Raw genomic sequence first — 23,948 nt, forward strand, 5'->3', positions numbered from 1 at the left:
GAATAGTGATCTTTTTTACTCAATTTAGGTATATAGATCCCGATCACGCGTTTCATAGAAATAAACCACATATTAAAATCACAGCTATATTTATCAGTATATCTAGCTCGAAATATCGAGCTTTCAATAAAGAACTGCAGTTTTTGAGTCAGTTAGACTCATCAGGAGTATCTCAGTGTTCAACTCTTCATTACGTAAAAGCCTAGAAGTGAGCGAAAGTAAACGCCAAGAGGCGGAGTCGATCATCGACTCGATTAAGCACAGTATTGCCACAGTAGAATTTACGCCTGATGGTTTAATTCTCGATGCTAATGCGTTGTTTTTAAAAACGGTAGGTTATTCACTTAATGAAGTCGTAGGCCAACATCACAAGCTATTTTGCTCGGCGGCTTATGGTAATTCTGCTACCTACCAGCAATTTTGGAGCAATCTAAAAGCAGGTCATCCACAGGAAGGTAATTTTGCACGAGTGAATAAAAATGGCCAAGAGATCTGGCTTAGAGCCACTTACTTCCCAATCAAACAGGCAGGTAAAGTCGTTAAAATAATGAAAACAGCCGTTGATATCACCCAAGATAAGCACCAACTTGACGACCAAGCGGCCATTTTTAATGCCTTGAATCGCTCGCAAGCCATTATTGAATTCACTACCGATGGCACGATTTTGAAAGCCAATACTAACTTCTTAAAGACAATGGGCTTTAGCAAAGAGCAGATTATTGGTAAACACCATCGTATTTTCTGTTTTGATGAGTTTTATCGACAAAATCCACACTTTTGGGACGATCTAAAGCAAGGTCGATATAGCAGCGGTCTCTTTGAACGTAAAAATGCTTATGGCGATTCGATTTGGTTAGAAGCAGCATACAATCCTATTATGGATGAGCAAGGTAAAGTGGTTAAAGTGATTAAATTTGCGAGCGATATCAGCAAACGGATCGAGCAAAGCCACGCTGTACGTGAAGCCGCCAATATTGCATTGACCACGTCACAACGTACCGTCGAGCAAGCAGAACAAGGCGTACATTTACTCAATGCGACCGTAAATACCTCTAATGCTATTGCCGAGCAAACCCATAAAGCGACCTTGGCGATAACTCAACTCAATGAACAATCTCAAAGTATTCAAGCCATAGTCGCAACCATTAGTTCGATTGCCGATCAAACTAATTTACTGGCATTAAATGCCGCAATTGAGGCCGCACGAGCGGGGGAACAAGGCCGAGGTTTTGCCGTTGTCGCCGATGAAGTAAGGCAGCTTGCTTCCAGGACCAGTAAATCAACCAGTGAGATTGCCGCCGTCGTCACTAAAAATACACAACTCACCACAAGTGCAACTAGCATGATGAACGAAGTTGAAGGTATTGCACTGGAAGGAAAACAACAGTTAGCGGAGGTAACATTGGTGATGGGAGAAATACGTAGCGGCGCGGAAAACGTCTCAGCAATCGTGTCGCAGCTATCAGTCAATAACAATTAATTGCTAACATTTAATCGCGCTATCAAGGATTGCATGGCGCTTTATCTAAAAGACAAAACGCCAACCTATTGCTTTTACGTCAATCAATAATCAGTTTTACGACCTTCATAGGTGGCGCGCATTTGCTGTACAAGAACCTCATCGTAAGCACGTAATCCACTCATCACTAAGGTTTTGATACCTGTGCCAACTAAAGTGTCGCCACTGTGTAATTCAAAATGCAATGTCACATCGCCACGTTTACCGTCGATTTTTAAATCTTGGCCAACGAGTGATAAGGTCACTTGCACAAAATCGAGGGTAGTTAAGTCAAACGACATACTTTCGTAAATCACTAAAGGCCGTTCTGGGTTAATCATCACTTGATGTTGTTTCATCAAAGGGATCAGAATATCGATAAAATTATGCCCAGAGAAAGCAACATATTGACGAATAAAGGATTCGGTCTGCGCATCGCAACAACTCACATCGCCATGACGGCTGACATTAAGATAGGTTTTTTCACGACTATCGCGAATCGAAAAACTCTCGCTCACTTGTTCAGGGAATTGCAGTTCGACGCTATCACCCACCATACCCGCAAAGCTAAACTTCATGCTCTGGCTCAAACCATATTGAGTCAATACTAGGGCAAACAGTAAATCTCCCGGTACGCAAAAGCGTTTTGCCCCCACATCGTGGATAGGATTAAAGTCCTGCGCAATTTTCTTCGCGAAGTCACTGGCTTGTTGTGCTGAAACGGAAATAGCTTGATTTTGCTTAGAAAAATAAGGCGCTAGAAACATATAAACTCTATTTGTAATAACTCAATACAGGGATGGATAACAAAATTATCACGAGTCTACCTTAAATTAGGTATTTAACTCACCCGATGACTTGACCCACGTAAGGCGTACAAAGTAACACCCTGCCCACATTTGTAAAGCCAAACAAATGACAGGGGTATCAGGATCTGTTGACGTTTCAGGTTTATTCTGCAGATATTAGGCGGAATTTTATACAAGATAGAGCCTTTATGGCGAGATGACGCGACATATTACAGCCGATAATGCCGCAGAAATGTTAGCTAAATAAGACCGTTTTCATCACTCGTGACTCATTTAAAATAACTCAACATCATTTTTCATTTGGCGAGCAATACCTTGTCAGAACAAATAACATCTAAAACGTAAGTATTGCCTAGCCACCGATAAGCCAAGGAATAAATCGTTAGACCTTTTTAAATTCACGCTTTAACTGAAAACCATCGTCAGTGGCTAACTGCTCTAGCACTTCGATACGCTGACGAAGGATGGCTAACTCGGTCTGCAAAGCTTGGTTTTCGGCCACTTGCTCACGCGTCGACACACCTTGTTTGTTGCGAATTTTCATTATAGCGACCACATATCCGCCAACAATTGCAAATATTGGGATAAGTAAAGCGAGGGCACCAGTGTTCATAGTCATTTCCTTTATCTATTGGCGTTATCGTTATCAAGCTCAAAATTTAGATCTGCTTATGACGCTTAATCAATGTCAAAGTCAGAACATGGAAATAAGTATGCGCAAGACAACCGCAATCAACCAGTGACAAAAGTCATGAGATTTAGCGAAACAGTGTCATTCTTTATCAAAACTATCCACAACAATAGCGCCCATAGAGGCTGGCATAGTGATCACTATGATCCGTTTTATAGAGGTTAGTGGGTCCTCAAAAAATGGCACTTTATCGAGGCAAAGTAGCACGAGGAAAACCACGAGGGCAGTGAGCAAATACGCCACCACGATACGAAAAATAAACACAGGAACGCGGGAAGCAATATTCTGTTGGAACACGCTGTGATAGGTGAATACCCCAAGAAAGAGCAGCGATAAACTAAAAAGCATACCGATATTCAATAAAGGTAAAGTCTCACCGAGATGCCACGCTTCCTCAGAAAATGCAACGGGGACCGCAAGGGCAAAAGCCCCTACGCAAACTTGGCTCGCATCTTCGGTGTTAAAACTAAATTTCATGCTGATCGCTCCCTAATCTTCCAATCTATTTGATTAGTCGAAAATAACGTTCGGTGAAGATGCGCTTATTACTGGGGTATTAAGTGCGATACAGCACTTTAACCACATGCCAGCCAAACTTAGTTTTCACTATATGTGGCACCAGTAATTCACCTGAAAATGCAACCTTATCGAACTGTGGCACCATTTGGCCTTTTTTAAATTCGCCTAAATCGCCGCCTTTTTTGGCCGAGGGGCAAGAGGAAAAACGCTTAGCGAGCACAGCAAAATTAGCACCATTATTCAGCTGCTTAACAATATCCTCAGCCTGTTCTTTGTGTTTCACTAAAATATGCACGGCGGCAGCGGTTTTAAACATGTCATTTCTCACTTTGGATTAACGTCCCGTGCAAAGGGAAGATTGGCGCCCCGAGTTTGCCCTCGATCACACCACTTCCATCGGCACAGGTTCTACTGACTAAAAGGTTTTATATCCAACGCATAAGTGCGTTATTGGCCCATTATCGACCTATTAACCTAGAAAATTTTCTGCCACCACTGCAAAGGGTCGCCGCAGTTATTCACAGGACGATAGGTCGCAGCTAATGCCGGAAGCGCATCGACATTGCTGCAAGTGGATTCCTTAGCCACACCTGTATCTCGGTCAAAAAAGCCCTTCACTACGCCGCTTACTGGGATTGAGCGCAGACTAATAGGTGGACGTTCCTTTAAGAAGGCAAGATACACGGCCATGGCGCCACTGCTACCATACAAACTGGTTTTGCCATTATCGTCACGACCAACCCAAATGGCGGCGACGTTACGCTCATCAAAGCCCGCAAACCAAGAGTCGCGGCTGTCGTTACTGGTGCCAGTCTTACCCGCCAGTCCAACGCCAGGGAAAGCATTACCTAAACGCGTCGCCGTTCCCGTATTCACTACTTGCTGCATAGCAAATTGAATTAAGAAATCTGTCTCAGGTGCTATAGCTTGCTCTTTAGGCAATCGCGTCACTGGCAATGGGTTCTTATCAGAATCTAGCACAGCGGTCACTGTGGTTAACTTACGATAAACACCGCTATCAGCTAAGGTTTGGTACACTTGCGCTACCATTAATGGCGAGCCATTGACGGCGCCGAGTAACATGGAGGGATACTCGTTTAACGGCTCCTGCCAACCCGATTTAGCCAATGTTGTTGCAACCGCATCCACACCCACAGCAATTCCAAGATTTACCGTCGGTACGTTCATCGACTTTTTCAATGCCGTTAATAAAGGCACCTGACCACTGAACTTCTTATCAAAGTTTTGTGGTGACCATGTCTTACCTTGCTCACTTTTCAAGGTAATAGGTTGATCTTTAAGAGGGGTCGCTAAGGTAAATTGGCTATTAGGTGCCAAAGCCGTAGCATACACAAAAGGCTTAATTAACGAGCCAATAGGACGACGAATTTCAACTGCGCGGTTAAAGCCATCAAATCCTGGGGTTTTATCGCCGACCATAGCCGCGATACCGCCCGTGTATTTGTCGGTCACGACCATACCAATCTGCAATGATTTATTGCTCTTATCTAAGCTCTTGAGGGTTTGAGTCACCGCAATTTCGGCGGCTTCTTGGGCCATAGGATCGAGCGTGGTATAGATTTTCACCCCAGATTGCTTCAATAGCGCATCGCCATAACGCTCGTTCACTTCCTGTTTTACCAAGGCGAAGAAAGAAGGCAATTTTTGATGTGCTGGTTTATTGAGATTACGGATCCCTAAGGGTGACTCTACCGCCACCTTGTACTCAGCCGTGGTTAAATCCCCCGCATCCATTAACAAACGCAATACCAGATCACGACGTTCTTGAATACGATCCGGATATTTCCATGGATTGTAGTAAGACGGTCCCTTAATCGCAGCCACTAAGAATGCCTGCTGGGAGATAGTCAACTCACTGATAGGACGGCCGAAATAGAAACGTGAGGCCAACCCCATACCATGGACGGCGCGGGATTTATCCTGCCCCATATACACTTCGTTAAGATACGCTTCGAGGATTTCGTCTTTGCTGTAACGAAAATCAATAATGACCGCCATTAAGGCTTCGCGCACCTTACGTAGCAAGGAACGCTCACTCGAAAGGAAAAAGTTTTTCGCTAACTGCTGAGTTAACGTCGAGCCACCTTGCACAGTGCGACCGGCGCTGATGTTCACAAAAGCCGCGCGCGCAATCGCGAATGGATTCACACCATGGTGTTCGTAAAAGCTACGGTCCTCCACCAGCAGTAACGCCTGCACGATCGACTTTGGCATTTCTTCGGTCGGCACAAACAGCCTGTCTTCACCGTCGCCAGTAATAATGCGGTCGAGCAATACTGGCTCAAGGTGGAATACGGCAAGTTGACGCTTGTCTGAGACTCGAGTGACCGAACTGATGCCATTGCTGTCAAAGCTGATCATGACTCTTTGTTCGACTTGATCGCCTTCAGGATGCAAAAACGGCCGACGCCACAATTCAATACGAGTGCTCGATGCCGAAAACTCTCCCACTTGGCGTGGGTTAGCGACTTTGCGATAGCCGAGCAACTTAAGCTCAGCCATCATTTGTGGATGGCTGACTGCCGCACCGGGGTACAGCGCCATAGAGCGGCTAAACACCTGCGCGGGCAAATGCCATTTTTGGCCTTCAAATTTTTGCGCAATAATTTGATCAAGATAAATACTGTAAAAAGTCACTACAGCTAATCCAGCCAAGCCTAATTTCCAACTGATAGACCAAATTCGTCGAAATAAACCGCGGCCATGATTAGCCCGACGGGAAGCGGGTGATTTTTTTGTCGTCTTAGTTGTCATATCTACTTCATCATTCATGCATTTAAAGACATCAGCCATAGGCACAAAGCTAACGTGGTGCGAATCAAAGTGTTTCATAACAAAATGTTATAAAACCAGCGGCGTGGTGCTAGGGCTGAGCTAAACCCAAGGTTTTCTTCTTGGTAAATTTTGTCGGCAGTGTATTCACAGGATCGTCTGGCCACAGATGTTTTGGATATCGACCGCGCATTTCCTTCTTAACTTCCACATAAGGTCCCTGCCAAAAGCTGGCTAAATCTGCCGTCAAGGCTAATGGACGCTGGGCCGGAGAGAGTAATTCCATCGTCACCTTTAGTTTGCCCTGCGCCAACATAGGACTCTGCGCCATGCCAAAGGTTTCTTGCAGACGTACACGCAGTAGCGCACGCCCAGACTCGTCGTATACTATTGGCGCAGAGGTACCGGTGACTAACGGCCAGGAAGTTGGCAATAACTCGTCAAGTCGCTGTTTCTGCTGCCAGCTCAAACAGTTTGCCACAAAACCAAAGCAATCAAGCTTAACTAATTGCGGCAGATTATTCACATTTTCGAGGTAAGGCGCCAGCCAAGTTTCTAGGCTCGCTAATAATGCTTCATCATCAACCTTGGGCCAGTCACTGCCCACGTCAAACTCAGTTGCCAGTTTGAGCCTGTATTGAAACTGTTCTAAGTTAGCGTTCCAATTGAGGATTTGTAATCCTTGCTGGCGAATATAGCCCAGTAAGGCCGCGACAATTTGCTTACGTTCAGGCTTAGCAATCGTCTCGGTTTTTACTAAAATTTGTCCGACCTTGTATTGGCGCTGCGCAATCACTCGACCTTTAGCTTCATCCCAGCCACAAATCTCATGAATGTCCAGTAAACCTTTTAGCTCGCCGTCGAACAAGCTTGGCTGAAGCTGACTCGCTAAGTAAATCCGCCCAGCGTTTCTGCCTTCAGTTTCTTGAAAATCCGCCACCACCATCCACGGCGTTTGCGCCAATGCATCATCGGCTGCGAGCACGACGCCAGTACCATTGGCTAATTGGTAGCCCTCAACACCGCGGGCTTTAGCAATACGATCCGGATAAGCAAGTGCTAATAACAACCCCACATCGCTGTGGTGTGCATGGGTCGCTATCTTAGACAAATCCGCCGCTAATCCTAGCTTTTTCTGCCACTGTTTTGCCTGTTGCCCAGCTTGTCCATGACAGGCAAAGTGCAGGTAATTCATAATATCGGCGCCCTTTTTAGGCAAACCGCGCGCCTCTAAAACCCCCGACAACAAGCAGGCCAAACTGCCCAATTGCGTTGCTTGTTCGTTAGCATTATTGACTCCCCCATTGTTTGAGCCCAAACTTTTTGCGCCCAATAACATATGTGCAAGCCTTGGGTGACACCCTAGCTCGTAGGCCGCTTTACCGTGGGGAGTGAGTTTATTTTGAGTATCGACCATGCCTAAATCTTGTAACAGTTTCCACGCCAACGCCTCATGCACACTTGGTGGCGGCGTTAACAACATCAAGTCGCTAAAGGATTTTGCGCCCCAGTAAGCACAATCGTGGGCCATAGCCACCAGATCCGCTTGGCTGATCTCGGGTTCATCGGCCCTGAGCATGCGGCCATGTTCTTCTTGGCTCCACAGGCGAACACACACACCCGCTGATAAACGTCCGGCGCGGCCACTGCGCTGGGTTGCGGAGGCTTGGCTAATACGTTTCAAACCTAAGCGGGTGACACCGGTTTTAGGGTTAAAACTCGCTTGTCGTTTATAGCCACTGTCGATGACAAACCCTATGTCTTCAATAGTTAAACTCGATTCCGCCACGTTAGTCGCTAGCACGATTTTGCGCCTGCCATCTATAGTTGCAGCGATCGCGCTATCTTGCTCGGCACCTGAAAGTTCACCATAAAGAGGGCAAATCAAAAAGGCATCGTCCGCTAAGCGCTCGCGCAAAAACTGCTGTAATCGTAAGATCTCCCCTTTACCGGGTAAAAACACGAGCACGGCATTATTGGCAGCCGTTTTATCAACACTGACACTGCTGGCCGAGACCAGTTCGAGCACGCAGCGGCCGAGGTGATCGATCCAATGCTGCTGAGTTGGCACAGGGCGATATTCGATGTCGACAGGAAAACTCCGGCCTTCGCTGTGCAAGGTTACCGCTTCTGGCATGAGTTCAGCTAAGGCAAGACCTGATAAAGTCGCTGACATAGCTAATATCTTTAAATCGTCCCGCAGTGAAGCTTGCACTTCGAGCGCTAGGGCAAGACCTAAATCTGTGGTGAGGTGACGTTCATGAATTTCATCGAAGATGATCATTCCAATCCCAGTTAACTCGGGATCTTGTTGGATCATTCGCGTCAGTATGCCTTCGGTGACAATTTCTAAACGGGTATTAGCGCTGATTTTAGCTTCACCGCGGACGCGATAGCCGACTTCTTGCCCCACCTTTTGCTGGCGACAGCTGGCAATATAGTGCGCCACACTACGCGCCGCGACACGCCGCGGTTCGAGCATTAAAATGCGTCCGCTGATTTCTGGCCAATCCAACATAGCCAAAGGTAACGCCGTTGATTTACCCGCACCTGTCGGTGCCTCGAGGATCACTTGAGCGTGACGAGAAAAAGCCGCGCGCAGCGGTGCTAATAAGCTATGAATAGGTAGAGAGTTCAAGAAAAAGACATCAGCGGCCAAGACAGGGCGTCAGTGTACTAACAATCGGCTTTGAGTACCATTTCGCAGCAAACATTATCAAGTCAGTGCTGACATAAGTAACAGCTCAAGGCTGCCATGCCCAAGATTACAGCTGTGGATAGGGAGCAAAAATCTCACGCTTTTCGAGCCAAGGTTGACTGAGCCCTGACTGTAGTTCAGCTAAGCGTATCGGTTTATTGATGGCGTAACCTTGAGCATAGTCGACGCCTAAGGCTTGCAATCTCCACCCTATTTCTTGGGATTCGACAAATTCAGCAACCACATCAAACCCCATATCTTGACCAAGTTGGCAGATGGATTTTACGATCGCCTGATCCGCAGAGTCTTCGCAAATATTGACGACAAATTGGCCATCCACTTTTACAAAATCCACATTGAGGCGCTTAAGGTAAGCAAAGCTAGAAAAGCCTGCACCAAAATCATCGAGGGCTAATTTACAATTGAGCGGACGAAGTATCTCGAGTAACTTTGTCGCTTGATCAAGCTGACTCACAGCCGCGGTTTCAGTGATCTCGATGCAAAGCTTATCCACCAGCTCAGGTTCGGCCATCAAACGCATTTCTAGCCAATTCATAAACTCATGATCGCCCAAAGAAGTTGCCGACAGATTCACAGACACAAGATCCAATTGCTGCCAAATATCTAAATGACTACCACCCCACTTGAGCAAATTATCGATCACCCAAAGATCAACCTTAGAAGCCAAGTTGTATCTCTCGGCGGCGGGTAAGAAGATAGCAGGAGACACTATAGTGCCGTTAGTCTGCACCATACGCAGTAGGATCTCTAAATGTAAGCCAGTTTCATCGCGGTTTAACGGCACTATGCTTTGAAAATAAAGCTCGAATTGGTTTAACGCGAGTGCGCCGACGATATCTACAGAGGCCATCATCTCGGTGTAGAGACGGTTCATTTTAGGATCGCTCGCACTGTATAAATGCCAGCCATTTCGGCCTTGATCCTTCGCCAATCGACAAGCAGCGTCAGCTTGACTCATGACGGTATAAATATCGGCGGATTTTTTATCTAGCCTAGCAATCCCCATACTGACACTGACATTGTGACTACGACTTTCCCAAATAAACTCATGATTTGCTAACTGGGTACAAATCCGCTTAGCAATCTGTTTCGCAGAGTCCACATTGCAGTAATGCATCAGGATACCAAACTCATCGCCCCCTAAACGGGCAACAATATCGCCTTTACGTACGAGCTGTTTCAAACGTAATGCAACTTGGCAAAGCAGTTTATCGCCCGCCTGGTGGCCACTGATATTGTTAATGACTTGGAATTGGTCTAAATCGAGAAATGCCACGCAAATAGGCATATCATCGTGGGCGTGTAATAGGTTTTCTAATAGGGCTTCAAAATGTAGCCGATTAGGTAAACCCGTAAGTGCATCATAATTGGCATGGAAGGATAACTCATCGGCTAAGCGGTACTTTTCACTGACATCTTCGGCAATCATGACTAAAGTATCTTTATCGCCGCTAATCTGGCTAAAACTCAGTTTCAACCAAGTTAATTGATGAATTGATTTTAAAGGTAATTCACACCAAGCTTGGCCGAGCACACCTTCTCGTACCACATGTAAGGTATCGGTTAGCATGGCGTGTTCTTCCTCACGCACCATGTCGAATAAATCATAGCCATGTTGAATTGGCAGGGTTTGCAGAGCGACTTTATTCAGCATAGTCAATTGATCATGCTTATCTAACAAGGCGCAAGCTAAGGGCAACTGGTTGAATACTTCACAGTATTTATGTTCACTGGCAAGCATGCTCAAAGCGATACGCGTCAATTCCATCGCAGAGCCAATCATCACAGCGGCGTGATTAAACTCACTTATAAACTCTTCGCTCCATTCACAACATTCTGAGCAATTGACGGCCCCCAAGGCAATACGGGTTTCACCAAACACGACTGGCGGCAATACTAATAGACTCTTGACGTCCCAATCCCTTAATAAAGCTCGCTCAGCCTGAGCATCGGCAGGCAAGGTATTCACATCAGCCAGATTTAATAGACGCGGAGTACGGACAAGAGAGCGAAAAAATGGCATTCGTGCCAAGGGCCAGACTCGGGTTTGTTGGCCTTGGGCAAATTGAGGTTTTAAATACAGATTACGCGTGCGTAAACGATCCAGTGACTGGCTTCCAGTTAATACAAATACCCCGTCACAATGCAGTTGCAAAGTAATAGTCTCAAGCGCTCTGTCAACATTCTGCTCTAAGGTTTCTAGCGGGGATTCACTAAAAATACTGACCAAAGCCTGTTGGAGTGGATTAGCTAAACCTACTGACATGAAAAGTCTCTTCCTTACCTAAAAATCCATTTAAGGTATTATCGACGTGCATTAAGTATAGGCTCACAGTGAATTAAACGTCTGCTTGAGTCACAAATTAGCTGATAAATTCAACAGCTAGATTAACGCTCAAATGCGCTTAACGTCAAAGTGTTCGCTGAGATAATCCATATTAAGCCCTCCAAAAGGATGATAAACCGATGCAACAAAGGCTATTCCTCGGCTTCGCTCCCACAGATAGTCAAAGGGTATATCTAAGTGAATTGCAGCAGCTATTGATATGCCACCTTAATCCTGAGGCGAAAGCGGTGAGTGTCAGCAATCTGCATTTAACGCTCTGCTTTATGGGTCAAGCTAACAACGAGCAAAAAATCGCCCTCCTTGATGCGGTTGACCGCTTAGTGAAGCCAAGATTTAGCGTTCGGCTTAACCAGCTCGATGTATGGCCCAATGCGCAAGTATGTTGCTTGAAAGGCGATGATATTGAGCCGCCGTTAGTGCAATTAGCTAAACAGACGCAAGAAATTGCCGACCGACTGCAATTACATCGGAATGAGCACAACTTTTGCCCGCACATCAGTTTATTTAGAAAAGCAAAACAATGGACACTAGATGAGTCGGCTTTATTGCAACTCAAAGGTATTAATACGCTGACGTTAACGCCCGATAATTTGCATTTATATCATTCAAAAAGCACAAGCACGGGTGTCGAATATCACATCCTAGATTCGTGGGCGCTCGGTGAGCTTTAAATCAAAAACAAAAAGCCCGAGTATCCACTCAGGCTTTATTTTTAAACTTATGAATCAATCCATTAATCAATACTAGAATAAAAATAGCAGTTAACTAGAGAGCGATGATGAAGAAAGCCCTATTCGAGTAAACGTAAGGTTTCGCGATAGGCACGCTTTTGCTCGTAGGTTTGTAACCGCAGCATAAACTCATCAGTCTTAGTCATTTCAGCATTCATTTTCAACGCTTCGATCGCTTTCTGCTGCGTCGAAATAGCCGCACCAAAATCGCCTAACTCCGCATAAGCCGCGGCTAAATTATCAAGATTTGTAGGATCGTTTTCATTCACTTTGAGTAATTTTAAGGACAACTCGACCGCTTTATTGCCATCACGATATTCTGCTTCGGGACAAGTTGCTAAAATCCACGCCACATTGCCCAAAGCAACATCATCACCCACTTGGGAAAATTGCTCGACCGCTTTACCGCAGTTGCGCTGCACACCGTCACCGCCAGACGCATAAATAAAGCCTAAACGGAATTGAGCCCAACGACTGCCCTGCTCACTCAACGCTTTATACCAATGCTCAGCGACTGACAAGTCACGCTTGATCAATTGGCCTTCAAATGACAGATCCGCTAAGGTTTGCTGCGCTTTTTCATGCTGTTGTTCGGCGGCAAGCGAGATCCAGTGCAATCCAGTGGGCACTTCTTGCGACACAAAACGTCCAGAGAGATACATTAATCCCAGCAAAAATTGGGCATCGGCATCACCTTGCTCTGCCGTCACTTGAATATGCACAAACTTACTGGCCGCAAGTTCAGCTGCTGGCTGCGGGATAGAAAATGCGTGCGCCGCAGAGCTCAGCCCTATTGTTAAGCTTAAACCTGCACCTAAAACCCATAATCTGTATTTCACTTGCTTACCTCTCTTAAAAACAACTGCCCTCAAAGTTAGCCAGAATTAACCCCATAAGTCGAGCCTAAATACACACAAACCTCAGGATAATGGGGGAAGCTAAGCCAAATGGAATGTCAAATTTAAAAAGTGAAACATGTTATTGTGTAATTTAGTGGCATATTTTATTCATAATCTATAATAAAACTGCTGAAATAGACTGGTAAGATGTGATTAACTCGACAGAGTTAAGTGAATCCAGCGAGTTTCATATCGATTTAGTTGACTTAAATCACTAAAGTAGCAAAATAAGCTCTAATTTTAGATGGTTAATTGCATTTATTCACTTATTCTAAACTAAGACTTCCATCAAGTTTTTGTGAGTTTAATTGACGTAAAATGCTTATTTAGAATACTCTTACTTTCGTTTTAATCAATCGAGGAACACCAACATGGCTCTGATTGGTAAGCCAAAACCTGATCCAACTTTGGAATGGTTTTTATCACACTGTCACATTCATAAGTACCCTGCAAAGAGCACTCTTATCCATGCTGGTGAAGACTCAGATACCCTTTATTACATAGTAAAAGGTTCTGTAGCGGTATTGATTAAAGATGAAGAAGGTAAGGAGATGATCCTTTCTTATCTGAATCAAGGTGACTTTATCGGTGAACTAGGTTTGTTTGAAGAACAAGCCGAACGTACCGCTTGGGTTCGTGCTAAGCAAGCTTGTGAAATCGCTGAGATTTCATATAAGAAATTCAGACAGTTAATTCAAGTTAACCCTGAAATTCTGATGAAGCTGTCTGCACAAATGGCCTATCGCCTACAAAGTACCAGCCAGAAAGTGGGTAACCTTGCATTCTTAGACGTTGCAGGCCGTATTGCTCAAACTCTATTACATCTGGCTAAACAACCTGATGCTATGACACACCCTGATGGCATGCAGATTAAGATCACTCGTCAAGAGATAGGCCAAATCGTTGGCTGTTCACGGGAAACTGTGGGTCGTATCTTGAAGATGTTAGAAGAACAGAATTTGATCCAAGCTCATGGTAAGACAATCGTGGTATACGGTACCCGTTAAGTTAGTCTTCAGCTTGATTTAAGCCTGCCTTATTAAAGTGGCCTAGAATAAATTCTAGGCCATTTTTTATTGGGGAGCTCAAATGAAACGGCTGTTTTTAATCTGTTTTTTCAGCCTATTCACGCTGGTGCATCCAATAATCTTGCATGCCGAACCTATTGAATTAGAACATTATCAAGCCAAGGCGTTAGTTAACTCTGGGCAAATATTGTCCTTAAACGGTACACTCGCCGTAGTGAACCAATTTTGCCAAGGTGAACTAATTGATGCTCATCTCTATCAAGAAGATCATAAATGGCGCTATGATTTGCAAATCAAAGTTCAGCGTGGCCAAATCGTTAATCTCAGTATTGATGCAACTAATGGTCAAGCCGATCAATCAATAGCACTACCGAGCGAATGTCGAAAACATGAAACTGTTACTCGTTGAAGATAACCCAATGCTAGTCACCGAGCTGGAGAAACAACTCAAACTCGCTGGCTATGTAACCGATATTACAGACAAAGCGCTTGAAGCCGATTATCTGATCAAAGAAACCCAATACGATTGCGTAATCTTAGACATAGGTTTGCCCGATGGCAACGGCCTCGAACTGCTCGAAGGCTGGCGAAATCAAGGGATCAGCACTCCAGTTATCATGCTGACTGCCCGCAGCCAATGGCATGAAAAAGTAGAAGGTTTTAATGCTGGCGCCGACGATTACTTAGGTAAACCTTTCCACGCACAGGAATTATTGGCCCGAATCCAAGCTTTAATCCACCGTGCACATGGTCGTCTAAACACCTCAAGTAAACAATTGAGTTATGGTGGCGTGGTTTTAGATGAAGCAGAACAAACGGTAAAAGTGGCCGAGCAACTGTATGAACTCACAGCAATGGAATTCAGGCTGTTAAAAATCTTCCTCATGTCACCTAAGAAGCTGCTATCTAAGACGCAGCTAACCGATAAGCTCTATCAGTTTGACGATGAAAAAGAGAGTAATGTGGTCGAGGTTTATGTCACCCATCTACGCAAGAAACTGGGTAAAACCACGATCGAAACCCGTCGCGGCCAAGGTTACATCTTCCACGGCATTATTGAATGATCTCGATCCGCACTAAGCTCAGTTTATGGTTAACTGGCTTACTCGTGTTAGGTACTGTAATTGGGCTGATACTGTTTGAGTCCATGCTACGTCAGGCCTTCCACGACTCTATTATCAATCGCTTAGAAGAAGATCTCGAACATATCATGCTGGCAACCCATATCCACGATGGGGAGATCAGCATAGATCAAAGCCAGCTTTCCAGTTTCTACAAGCCCGCCTATTCAGGCCGTTATTTTCAGCTTAACCTGCCAAATGAAGTGATTCGCTCACGCTCCCTGTGGGATATGCAGTTAGATATCGAGCCACTGGCACCGAATCAAACCCGCGTCTGGCAAGCTAAAGGGCCAAAAAATAACGATATGCAGTTGTTATCACTAGGATTAAATTCCAGCAGTGCCAATGTTAGCGCCACCTTAACCGTTGCGCAAGATTTGAGTATCGGTAGACGCGTGTTTAGCGAGGTTTATGGCACTAAGCTTGGTGTCAATCTGGCGATGTTAGTTGCTATGATCGCGGGGATATTCTTGATCCTACGTCAATCCTTTAAGCCAGTTAAGCACATACAGCACGCACTTTCTCGGCTAAGACAAGGGGAAATTAACGCACTGGAGCTCAATAATATTCCCCCTGAAGTACAACCATTAGCAAAAACCTATAATGAACTACTTGAGTACACAGCCAAGCAAATTGAACGTAGCCGCAATAACTTAGGTAATTTGAGCCATGGGCTCAAAACGCCACTTGCCGTGATGCAGCAACAGGTTGAAGCTCTTGGCCTCAAAGATCCTGAAACTGCCATTGCCTTGCAGCAACAGCTGGATTCTATCCACAAGATGGTCGAGCGCAAACTGGCGGCGGCAAGGATCACAGGCGATATGCTTCCTGCTGCGCAATTGGTGATCCCTAGGGATTTACATAGCCTAGCCAACACGCTAAATAAGGTTCACCGCAACAAATCCATTGAATGCGATTTCGAACTCGATCCCAATATTCTCAGACTGCCTATTCACAGGGAAGATGGCATGGAGCTCTTAGGCAACCTGCTAGACAACGCCTTTAAATGGGCCCAGAGCCGAGTCAGCATTCAGCTATCGCGTCAGCAAGAGCGTCTCTGCCTTTGTATCGATGATGATGGTCCAGGGGTTGCTGATGATGAGCTAGATAAGCTCACACAAAGAGGAACAAGGCTTGATGAGTCTGTGATGGGTCACGGTTTAGGATTATCAATAGTAAAAGAAATTGCCGAGCAATACGAGATTGAACTGCAGTTTAATCACAGCACTCGCTTAGGTGGATTGAGGATCGAGCTGACCTTTAGCTAGCCCCGGGTTATGCCAATCGTATTTAATGCCTTGTTTGAAATATCCATAAAAAACGCCATCGAATTGATGGCGTTTTTTTTATGCAGAAAGCAATTTGAGGACGTTAGACTTTATTCACATTGGTGCTTTCAAAAATCTTGTCGGCAGACGCCGCCACAAAGCCGGTGTAGAGCTCGCCATTAGCCATAGGATAACGTAGTGCAAACTCATAGAAACAGCTTGGGATTTCCACTGTCGCGTCAGTAAATTCAACACCAATCTTATCGGCCATAGTCGAAGACTGTTCTAACAAGACTTCTGGCGAACCTTTGATCTCGCCACCTGAACTATTGAGCAAAAAGCCAGCTTGCTTCAGAGCATCATTCACTGACTCTAAAGTCTCAAAACCGTCGAGGTGATTGATAGACACAGTGAAATGGTTAGCGCGATAACCAAAAGCCGCTACCCAAGCTGCATATTCACTCTCAGTTAATAAGTCCTGATAGGTTTTAGCATCTAAAGACCAATGACGGCCTGAGTAAATAAAGTTGTCAGCGGTCGTCGCTGCAGCATCCACTTGGGCGATTAAGCCTCGAATGGTGTCTTGCAGCGCAGGGCTAAATTCTTCAACTAACAGCTCAGAGATAAACACTTTAGGCTGAGTCGAGTCTGGATGTTCAAAATGCTTAGCGATCAGTTTTTTCTGTTCAAACTTATAATCACCGCAAGGTACATAACCTAATGAAGTGAAATGCTTAGCCAGTACGTCCAAATTCACCTTAGCGATATTGAAAGTACGCAGGGCAATATGGTCGTTGATGATCGGCTTACCATGACCCAACAAAGCGTGCACTTTTGCCGCTGAAGGGGTCATTTGAATATAGTCTTGCCACAGAGCGGCAAATAACGCGTTGATGTCGGTATGCATAAAAACTCCTTTTATTGTGCTGCGGTTATTGCTGTTATTTTGCCGCAAACACTAAATGTAACGACCTAAATGCCACTGTTGCAGCGTCACACATACCCACAGTAGAAACTTAAGTAACGTCACTGCTTGTTATTAAAAAGGAAGAACATTAGTCCTTCCTCCTCTTTCCCACATATTCTTTACCGCATAAAAGTCAAATCCCTACCCGCTTACAAGCTCAAACCTGGGCTTAATGTCGCGGGTAAACTCACGGCATCAGCCTCGACCGAAGCGACCGGATAAGCACAGTAATCGGCGGCATAGAAAGCACTCGCTCTGTGGTTACCCGAAGCCCCAACACCACCAAAAGGTGCCGCGCCCGATGCGCCAGTGATTTGTTTGTTCCAGTTAACAATGCCAGCACGAATACGCGCGAGGAAATAATCATAATCTTCACGGCTATCGGCAAGTAATCCCGCAGACAAGCCGTAACGCGTTTGGTTAGCCAATTTGATCGCTTGATCAAAATCACTGTAACGCACCAGCTGCAGTAGAGGCCCGAAGTATTCTTCATCCGGCAATGCATCGATCGCTGTCACATCGATAAGGCCAGGAGACACTAAGCCTGTACCCGCTTCTAGATGGGTCAACTCGACCAAAGACACGCCGCCTAAGTTCAACAGATTCGCCTGCGCCGCAACCATACCCTTAGCGGCAGTTTCAGAAATCATTGAGCCCATAAAAGGTTGTGGCTGCGCATTCCAAGGACCGACTTTAATCTGTTTAACCGCATCGACTAACATGGCAATCAGCGCATCGCCCTGCTCGCCTTGCTCGACATATAAACGGCGCGCACAAGTGCAACGTTGGCCAGATGAAATATAAGCCGACTGCAAAATATCGTGCACTGCGGCCTTAATATCCTGCACACCTTTGATGATCAGTGGGTTATTACCCCCCATCTCAAGTGCTAAAATCTTGCCCGGATGACCGGCATATTGTTGATGTAAAAAATGACCTGTGCGTGAGCTGCCAGTAAAGAACAGACCATCGAGCTGCGGGTGAGAAGCCAGTGCCTTACCCGTATCCACCTCACCTTGAACTAAGTTAAGCACGCCAGCAGGCAGACCCGCTTTATCCCATAGGCTAACCATCAGCTCAGCGACTTTAGGCGTGAGCTCTGAAGGTTTGAAAATCACCGTATTCCCCGCCAGCAGCGCAGGGACTATGTGGCCGTTCGGCAAATGACCAGGGAAGTTGTAAGGACCGAACACCGCCACAACACCGTGGGGCTTATGGCGGATAACCGCACGTCCTGCTGGCGTATCGTTGGCTTCTGTGCCCGTACGTTTATTGTAAGCCGCAGCCGATAAAGCAATTTTGCCTATCATGGCACCGACTTCAGTCGCGGTTTCCCACTGAGGTTTACCAGTTTCTTGGGCAATCGTTTCTGCTAGTTCCGCTTTATTGGCTTCGAGTTGGCTGCGATACGCTTCAACTATGGCTAAACGCGCATCAAAACCTAACATAAACCAATCAAACTGTGCGGCGCGCGCAGCATCAACGGCGGCATTAACTTGTTCTGCAGTGGCCGTTTTACCAGTCCAAATAGATTGTGCATTGGCAGGGTTAATTGAGGTCACGTCATGACCTTTGCCAGCATGCCACTGGCCTTGAATATAATGTGTCATTGGTTATTCCTACATTGCCAAAATACGGATTTGATCGCCTTTTGCGAGTAACAAACCCGCGGCCAGCTCAGGGCTAATGATGATATGTTCGGATTTGTCGTCCACGGCCAATGCAGCAGACGTCGCTCGGTAATTGGCTAATTGGGTATTTGAGATAATAAATTGAGTGTCGGCTTCGACCATGTCACCAATATCGACGGTTAATAAACGGCTTTCACGCACGCCGCGAATGTCCGATAAACGACACTCAACCGTTGGACCACCATCAAAAATATCCACATAACCGCGGCATCTAAAACCTTCGGCCTGCAGCAGACTTAATGCAGGACGGGTATTGGTATGCACTTCGCCAATCACTTTCTGCGCTTCTTCCGGCAACAGACAAACGTAGACAGGATTTCGTGGCATCATTTCGGCCATAAATGCCTTTTTACCTAAGCCAGAAAGATAATCCGCCTGAATAAAATCTATGCCCAAAAAGTGTTTTTGCAACCAACCATAAAAAGGTGAATGCCCCTCGGCGTCGCTTACACCGCGCATTTCGGCAATCACAGTTTCGCCAAAACGCTTCGCATGTTGAGCTAAAAACAGAAATCGACTGCGGGATAACATACGGCCATTGTTGCCCTTGCGATATGCTTCACGCAAAAACAGCGTGCACATCTCAGCAGCACCAGTGTAGTCATGGCAAAGGGTGAGTGTTTCGACCTCGTTACGCACGTCAATTTGCTCAGAATGATAGACTTCGGTACCGAGTCGATAATGGTAGAACGCATCTTCCATTCCCACCGCCGCTTCGATGGCGCACGTTCCCACCACTTCACGGGTATCGGTATCTTCCAACACCATTAGATAACCTTCATCGAAGGGAGTCTCTACGGCTTTGACGAATGAGGCTTCTGCTCGAGCAATTTTATGTCTGAGCAGATCCGCATTCACAGGTAATGACGTAAAACCATGACCAGACTCTTCGGCAATTTGATATAAGGCCTCAAAATCGCCAGCCTGAATAGGACGTATGATTAACATCTTAGTGTCTCCTCACTTTGGCTTACCGTGCATCAAGGCACCTCTCTTCAAAAAGACAGGTAGTGATGCAGGTAAGTATTCCCTGACAAAAAAGGAGTGCGAATAAATTCAGCACTCCTTTGGTCATTTAGGCGGCAGCTATGCTCGCCACAGCACGTTCAAAACGAGCTAGACCTTCAGCAATATCAGCCTCAGGGATCACCAGAGAAGGAGCAAAACGCACCACGTTAGCACCCGCCATCAGGCTCATTAAGCCTTCAGCGACAGAGGCCACCAAAAAGTCGCGTGAACGACCTTGGTATTGTTCATTAAGAACGGCCCCTAAGAGTAAACCTTTACCGCGTACTTCTGAAAAAACATGATATTTTTCATTAATTTTGTTCAAACCATCACGCAATAACTGCTCGCGATGTTTTACGCCATCTAACACTTCAGGTGTGTTCACTACATCTAACACAGCATTACCGATAGCGCAGGCTAATGGGTTACCACCGTAGGTAGAACCGTGAGTGCCCACTTTTAAATGCTCGGCAATCTCAGCCGTTGTCAGCATAGCTGCGATAGGGAAACCACCGCCGAGCGCTTTAGCTGTGGTTAAGATGTCAGGCACAATTTCAGTACCCATGTAAGCGTACAGTTCACCAGTACGGCCCACACCCGTTTGGACTTCATCAAAAATCACTAGGGCATTGTGCTTATTAGCCAATTCACGCACGGCTTTCAAGAATGCAGGATCGGCATCGATAATACCGCCCTCGCCTTGCAGCGGCTCAAGCATGATGGCGCAAGTCTTATCGGTTACTGCGGCTTCTAAGGCGGCAACATCGTTAAATGGCAGGTGAGTAATACTCTGCGGCTTAGGACCAAAACCATCGGAATAGGCAGCTTGTCCACCAACGCTAACGGTGAAGAATGTACGGCCGTGGAAAGCTTTATCGAACGCTATGATTTCATCTTTCTCAACGCCATGTTTTTCTAAGGCATAACGACGGACAAGTTTTAATGCGGCTTCGTTGGCTTCGGCGCCAGAGTTGGCAAAATACACTTTATCGGCAAACGTGCTATTAACTAATTTAGTCGCTAATGCCAAGGCTGGCTCATTCGTCATTACGTTTGACAGATGCCATAATTTTTCACCTTGTGTCTTAAGGGCATTCACAAGGGCTGGATGACAGTGACCTAAGCAATTTACCGCAATACCGCCAGCAAAATCGATAAACTCGTTGCCCTCTTGGTCCCAAACTCGGCTTCCTTCGCCACGAACAGGGATCACGGCAGCAGGCGCATAATTAGGCACCATCACTGCGTCAAACTGGGCACGGTCCAACTTCATATCAACGCTCATTCTTCTTCGTCCTTTGTGTTTGTTTAACGGCGCCTTGCACCGTCAGAGTCCCATAGGTATCTTTATCTAGAGTTAGTGATACTGGGATTGCTTGTGTCTATTAATAACCATTATTAGCGAAAATGTGATCAAAATACCAGTTTTTCACAAACATCAATCCACGCACTTCCACCCAAAGTGCATAAAGATTGCAGTTTAAGAACTATACAAGCGGTTAAGCCCATGGCTTGTAGCATAATTAGTCAGAAAAAAAGTTATTTGCCCCTCATTTTGCTAGCTATTCACTGAATGTGAATAACTACACCATTTTAACGAATCAAGTGTGAAAGCACAAAATGGCCAATTTTCTACCTCACTTCAAGGGCTTCGGGTAATAAATTGAACAGAGGAAACACATGGGGCATGTTAGGGTAAAAGCAGCCCGTTATCTCACCACCACAGGCTTTTATTTGGGCGACTAAACGTTCAGAATCTTGCAATAATAGCTCCCGCGTACCCGCAATCACTAAGATAGGCGGCAGGTCTGCCAAGTTCCCTTGTAAGGGGGAAACTTTTGCCGACATAGGATCGGCCCCAGCAAGATAAGCGCCACGTAAGCGCAGCAATGCCTCTATGGTAAAAAAGGGATCGTCGGCTGCGAGTATCAACTCAGTATCCCCCGTAAGTGCTAAGTCTAACGCGGGCGATAGCAAGATACAGGCGGTTGGTAAAGGCAGGGCTAAACGTTTTAATTCCAGCAACAAACTCAGTGCTAAATTGCCGCCCGCCGAGTCACCCATGAGGATCAAATTCTCCGAGCCTTTCAGCTCAATTAACCGCCTATAGGCTTCAAGCACATCATCAAATGGCGCGGGGAAAGGATGCTCAGGAGCGAGACGATAATCAGGAATATAAGCATCTAATTGACAACGCTGGCAGATATCTGCGACCAATCTTGCATGGGCATGGGGCGTTTTAAAACAGAAGCCTCCGCCACGGATATAAAACAGATTTCCAAGGCGAGGAGGTTCGTTGAGAAGCACATAATGTAACAAGTTTGAGTGTTGTAAGGGGATGGTAGCGCTGACTAACTTATCCGGCCAAGGGAGCCAACGTCTATCAAGCTCAAGCAACTTTTCACGCACTTGCGCTAAGGGCATTTTTGCCTGTCCACGACTGATGGATGGCCTAGCGACATAGGATAAAATGGTATTTAGTACAGATGCTTGCCAGCTTGGCATATCCCTTCCTCTACTTAAACGCCGCAATCATGGCGCTACGTAGCAGACCGAGGATTACAGCAGATCTAACTTCCTATAGTTTTGTGCTTTTAAGCGCAGTACTTCTTGCTCAGTTAACTCATAATAATCAAACATTAAGCGCTTTTCTTGGGGATCGATTTGACGCATTTCTTCGAGCAATACCACCTTAGCATAACAGTTTGCCCGCGCGACTAATGCCGACTGAGGCGACAATTCTCGATAGCTTAAGGTTTGGTCTAACTCCTTTAACAACCGAGTTAAGGGACTCGCTTCAAACTTAAGTAACTCTAATAATTGCCAATTAAGTTTAAGACCATGGCTTAGCACTTGTTCAAATACGGCCTTAGCAGGAAACTCAGTGGCAATCACCGCATCATACACTTCCTTATCACGGCTGCTACTGGCTTCTCTTATCCAAGATCCCCATGTTTGGTCGAATAAACGGGCACTTAAACTCAATACAACGGATGTGCCTAACTGATTAAGTAAGGCACTACTATAAACCAAGGCTGAGTCAGTATTATGAAGCTGAGCTAAAGCATTTGCCGCTATACCACTGACTATGCTGTAGCGCCATAATTTACGGGTAGTCCATAACAACTTAGCATTGCCACTAGGAAGCCAATTTCGCAAACAAAAGTAAGGGATAATAGTGCGAAGGTTTTCGATACCGATGTAATTCATCACTAATTTGATATCAGTGACCCGCACATCTGAGCTCTGAGACCTGCGAGCGCGAAAAGATGGGCTGTTGACCATGTTGGTTAAATCGCGGCACAACCAACTTAAGTTACTGATCAGTGGTCTTAATCGCGTTGCATCGAGATTTTTTGCCAGCAATAATTCCAGCAAGAGGATTTGCGACTCATTGATATCTGACTTAGCCAGAACAGATTCAGGGGACGCGAGTTGATGCTCGATGGCGTTAATGACAGTTTCATGCAACTGGCTCGATACGGCTTCAAACACTTCTTTAGCTTTAATTTGTTTCATCAAACGCACCAAAATCGCTTCGCGTTCAACATCTAACTTATTTGCATCGGCCTCTAATTCAAGGTCGAGTTCATCCAAAAGAGTCGGGCTCGCTTTTTGCTTTCCGAGGATCAATTGTTGATAGAGTCTATGTTCTATCTCTATAATTTTGCCGGGTCTTACACCGCCCGCAACCGAAATCGCCACTATAAATCTTTCCTATATCGCTAATGCCCGAGTGACGTCAACACAATCAAACTCTCAAAATCATTACAATTTCAGCACATACACTTAATCTTAGCAATAATGCAAAGTCGCAGAACGCAAACAAAGAGTTATATCGGATATTTCCTAGTCAGTT

Annotated in this window: 20 protein-coding genes; 6 read left to right on the forward strand and 14 right to left on the reverse strand. The window is 45.6% G+C overall.

Going from position 1 to position 23,948, the window contains the following annotated elements; genetic code table 11:
* Positions 1-175 precede the first annotated feature (175 nt).
* A complete protein-coding gene (locus HQQ92_RS23880) occupies positions 176-1,480 on the forward strand; it encodes a PAS domain-containing methyl-accepting chemotaxis protein (protein ID WP_131525487.1) in 1,305 nt (434 codons plus the stop codon).
* A gap of 83 nt (positions 1,481-1,563) precedes the next feature.
* Here the strand turns inward: HQQ92_RS23880 and HQQ92_RS18505 are convergent, their stop codons facing one another.
* The 7 genes from HQQ92_RS18505 to HQQ92_RS18535 form a co-directional block, all read right to left on the reverse strand.
* A complete protein-coding gene (locus HQQ92_RS18505; protein WP_131525486.1) occupies positions 1,564-2,265 on the reverse strand; it encodes a DUF3581 domain-containing protein in 702 nt (233 codons plus the stop codon).
* Between the two features lie 424 nt (positions 2,266-2,689).
* On the reverse strand, positions 2,690-2,920 hold the full coding sequence (locus tag HQQ92_RS18510) for a hypothetical protein (RefSeq protein ID WP_173247521.1): 231 nt from the start codon (positions 2,918-2,920) through the stop codon (positions 2,690-2,692).
* Positions 2,921-3,079: 159 nt separating this feature from the next.
* A complete protein-coding gene (locus HQQ92_RS18515) occupies positions 3,080-3,475 on the reverse strand; it encodes a DUF2391 family protein (RefSeq protein WP_105250257.1) in 396 nt (131 codons plus the stop codon).
* 79 nt (positions 3,476-3,554) lie between these two features.
* Entirely contained in the window at positions 3,555-3,833 is a 279-nt protein-coding gene (locus HQQ92_RS18520; protein ID WP_006084190.1) for a peptidylprolyl isomerase, read from the reverse strand.
* A 158-nt stretch (positions 3,834-3,991) separates the two neighbouring features.
* Entirely contained in the window at positions 3,992-6,310 is a 2,319-nt protein-coding gene (mrcB, locus tag HQQ92_RS18525; RefSeq protein WP_173248724.1) for a penicillin-binding protein 1B, read from the reverse strand.
* A gap of 91 nt (positions 6,311-6,401) precedes the next feature.
* Positions 6,402-8,948: an ATP-dependent helicase HrpB gene (hrpB, locus tag HQQ92_RS18530; RefSeq protein ID WP_173247524.1), complete on the reverse strand. Its 2,547-nt coding sequence runs from the start codon at positions 8,946-8,948 to the stop codon at positions 6,402-6,404.
* A 127-nt stretch (positions 8,949-9,075) separates the two neighbouring features.
* A complete protein-coding gene (locus tag HQQ92_RS18535; protein WP_173247527.1) occupies positions 9,076-11,295 on the reverse strand; it encodes a bifunctional diguanylate cyclase/phosphodiesterase in 2,220 nt (739 codons plus the stop codon).
* Positions 11,296-11,495: 200 nt separating this feature from the next.
* On the opposite strand from HQQ92_RS18535, the gene thpR reads away from it, so the two are divergent.
* The gene (thpR, locus tag HQQ92_RS18540; protein ID WP_173247530.1) at positions 11,496-12,047 is read left to right on the forward strand and encodes an RNA 2',3'-cyclic phosphodiesterase; all 552 of its coding nucleotides are present in this window, start codon (positions 11,496-11,498) and stop codon (positions 12,045-12,047) included.
* Between the two features lie 119 nt (positions 12,048-12,166).
* Here thpR and HQQ92_RS18545 read toward each other — a convergent pair whose 3' ends face one another.
* Positions 12,167-12,946: a tetratricopeptide repeat protein gene (locus HQQ92_RS18545; RefSeq protein ID WP_105250260.1), complete on the reverse strand. Its 780-nt coding sequence runs from the start codon at positions 12,944-12,946 to the stop codon at positions 12,167-12,169.
* Between the two features lie 431 nt (positions 12,947-13,377).
* Here HQQ92_RS18545 and crp point away from each other — a divergent pair, with 431 nt between their 5' ends.
* From crp to HQQ92_RS18565, 4 genes are all read left to right on the forward strand, one after another.
* On the forward strand, positions 13,378-14,013 hold the full coding sequence (gene crp / locus HQQ92_RS18550; RefSeq protein WP_006080082.1) for a cAMP-activated global transcriptional regulator CRP: 636 nt from the start codon (positions 13,378-13,380) through the stop codon (positions 14,011-14,013).
* 82 nt (positions 14,014-14,095) lie between these two features.
* Complete coding sequence (locus tag HQQ92_RS18555) at positions 14,096-14,443, forward strand: PepSY domain-containing protein (RefSeq protein ID WP_105250261.1); 348 nt, start codon at positions 14,096-14,098, stop codon at positions 14,441-14,443.
* Positions 14,424-15,098: a response regulator transcription factor gene (locus HQQ92_RS18560; RefSeq protein WP_131523983.1), complete on the forward strand. Its 675-nt coding sequence runs from the start codon at positions 14,424-14,426 to the stop codon at positions 15,096-15,098. The genes HQQ92_RS18555 and HQQ92_RS18560 overlap by 20 nt, the downstream gene beginning before the upstream one ends.
* Positions 15,095-16,423, forward strand: a complete 1,329-nt coding sequence (locus HQQ92_RS18565) for an ATP-binding protein (RefSeq protein WP_131523982.1) — start codon at positions 15,095-15,097, stop codon at positions 16,421-16,423. Before HQQ92_RS18560 ends, HQQ92_RS18565 begins: the two co-directional genes overlap by 4 nt.
* 103 nt (positions 16,424-16,526) lie before the next feature.
* On the opposite strand, the gene HQQ92_RS18570 is transcribed toward HQQ92_RS18565, so the two are convergent.
* The 6 genes from HQQ92_RS18570 to HQQ92_RS18595 form a co-directional block, all read right to left on the reverse strand.
* Positions 16,527-17,330 carry a DUF1338 domain-containing protein gene (locus tag HQQ92_RS18570; protein WP_173247534.1) on the reverse strand — a complete coding sequence of 268 codons (804 nt, stop codon included), beginning with the start codon at positions 17,328-17,330 and terminating at the stop codon, positions 16,527-16,529.
* A gap of 209 nt (positions 17,331-17,539) precedes the next feature.
* Positions 17,540-19,000: a succinylglutamate-semialdehyde dehydrogenase gene (gene astD, locus HQQ92_RS18575; protein WP_173247537.1), complete on the reverse strand. Its 1,461-nt coding sequence runs from the start codon at positions 18,998-19,000 to the stop codon at positions 17,540-17,542.
* A 9-nt stretch (positions 19,001-19,009) separates the two neighbouring features.
* A complete protein-coding gene (gene astA, locus HQQ92_RS18580) occupies positions 19,010-20,029 on the reverse strand; it encodes an arginine N-succinyltransferase (RefSeq protein ID WP_105250266.1) in 1,020 nt (339 codons plus the stop codon).
* Positions 20,030-20,156: 127 nt separating this feature from the next.
* Positions 20,157-21,374 (reverse strand): aspartate aminotransferase family protein, encoded by a 1,218-nt coding sequence (locus HQQ92_RS18585; RefSeq protein ID WP_173247540.1) that lies wholly within the window; start codon positions 21,372-21,374, stop codon positions 20,157-20,159.
* 347 nt (positions 21,375-21,721) lie between these two features.
* Positions 21,722-22,594, reverse strand: coding sequence for an alpha/beta hydrolase (locus HQQ92_RS18590; RefSeq protein WP_173247543.1), 873 nt, complete (start codon positions 22,592-22,594; stop codon positions 21,722-21,724).
* A gap of 54 nt (positions 22,595-22,648) precedes the next feature.
* Complete coding sequence (locus HQQ92_RS18595) at positions 22,649-23,794, reverse strand: HDOD domain-containing protein (protein ID WP_105250269.1); 1,146 nt, start codon at positions 23,792-23,794, stop codon at positions 22,649-22,651.
* Between the last annotated feature and the right edge of the window lie 154 nt (positions 23,795-23,948).

It is taken from the genome of Shewanella sp. DC2-4, from assembly GCF_013248875.1.
In the GTDB taxonomy this organism is placed as follows: domain Bacteria; phylum Pseudomonadota; class Gammaproteobacteria; order Enterobacterales; family Shewanellaceae; genus Shewanella; species Shewanella oncorhynchi.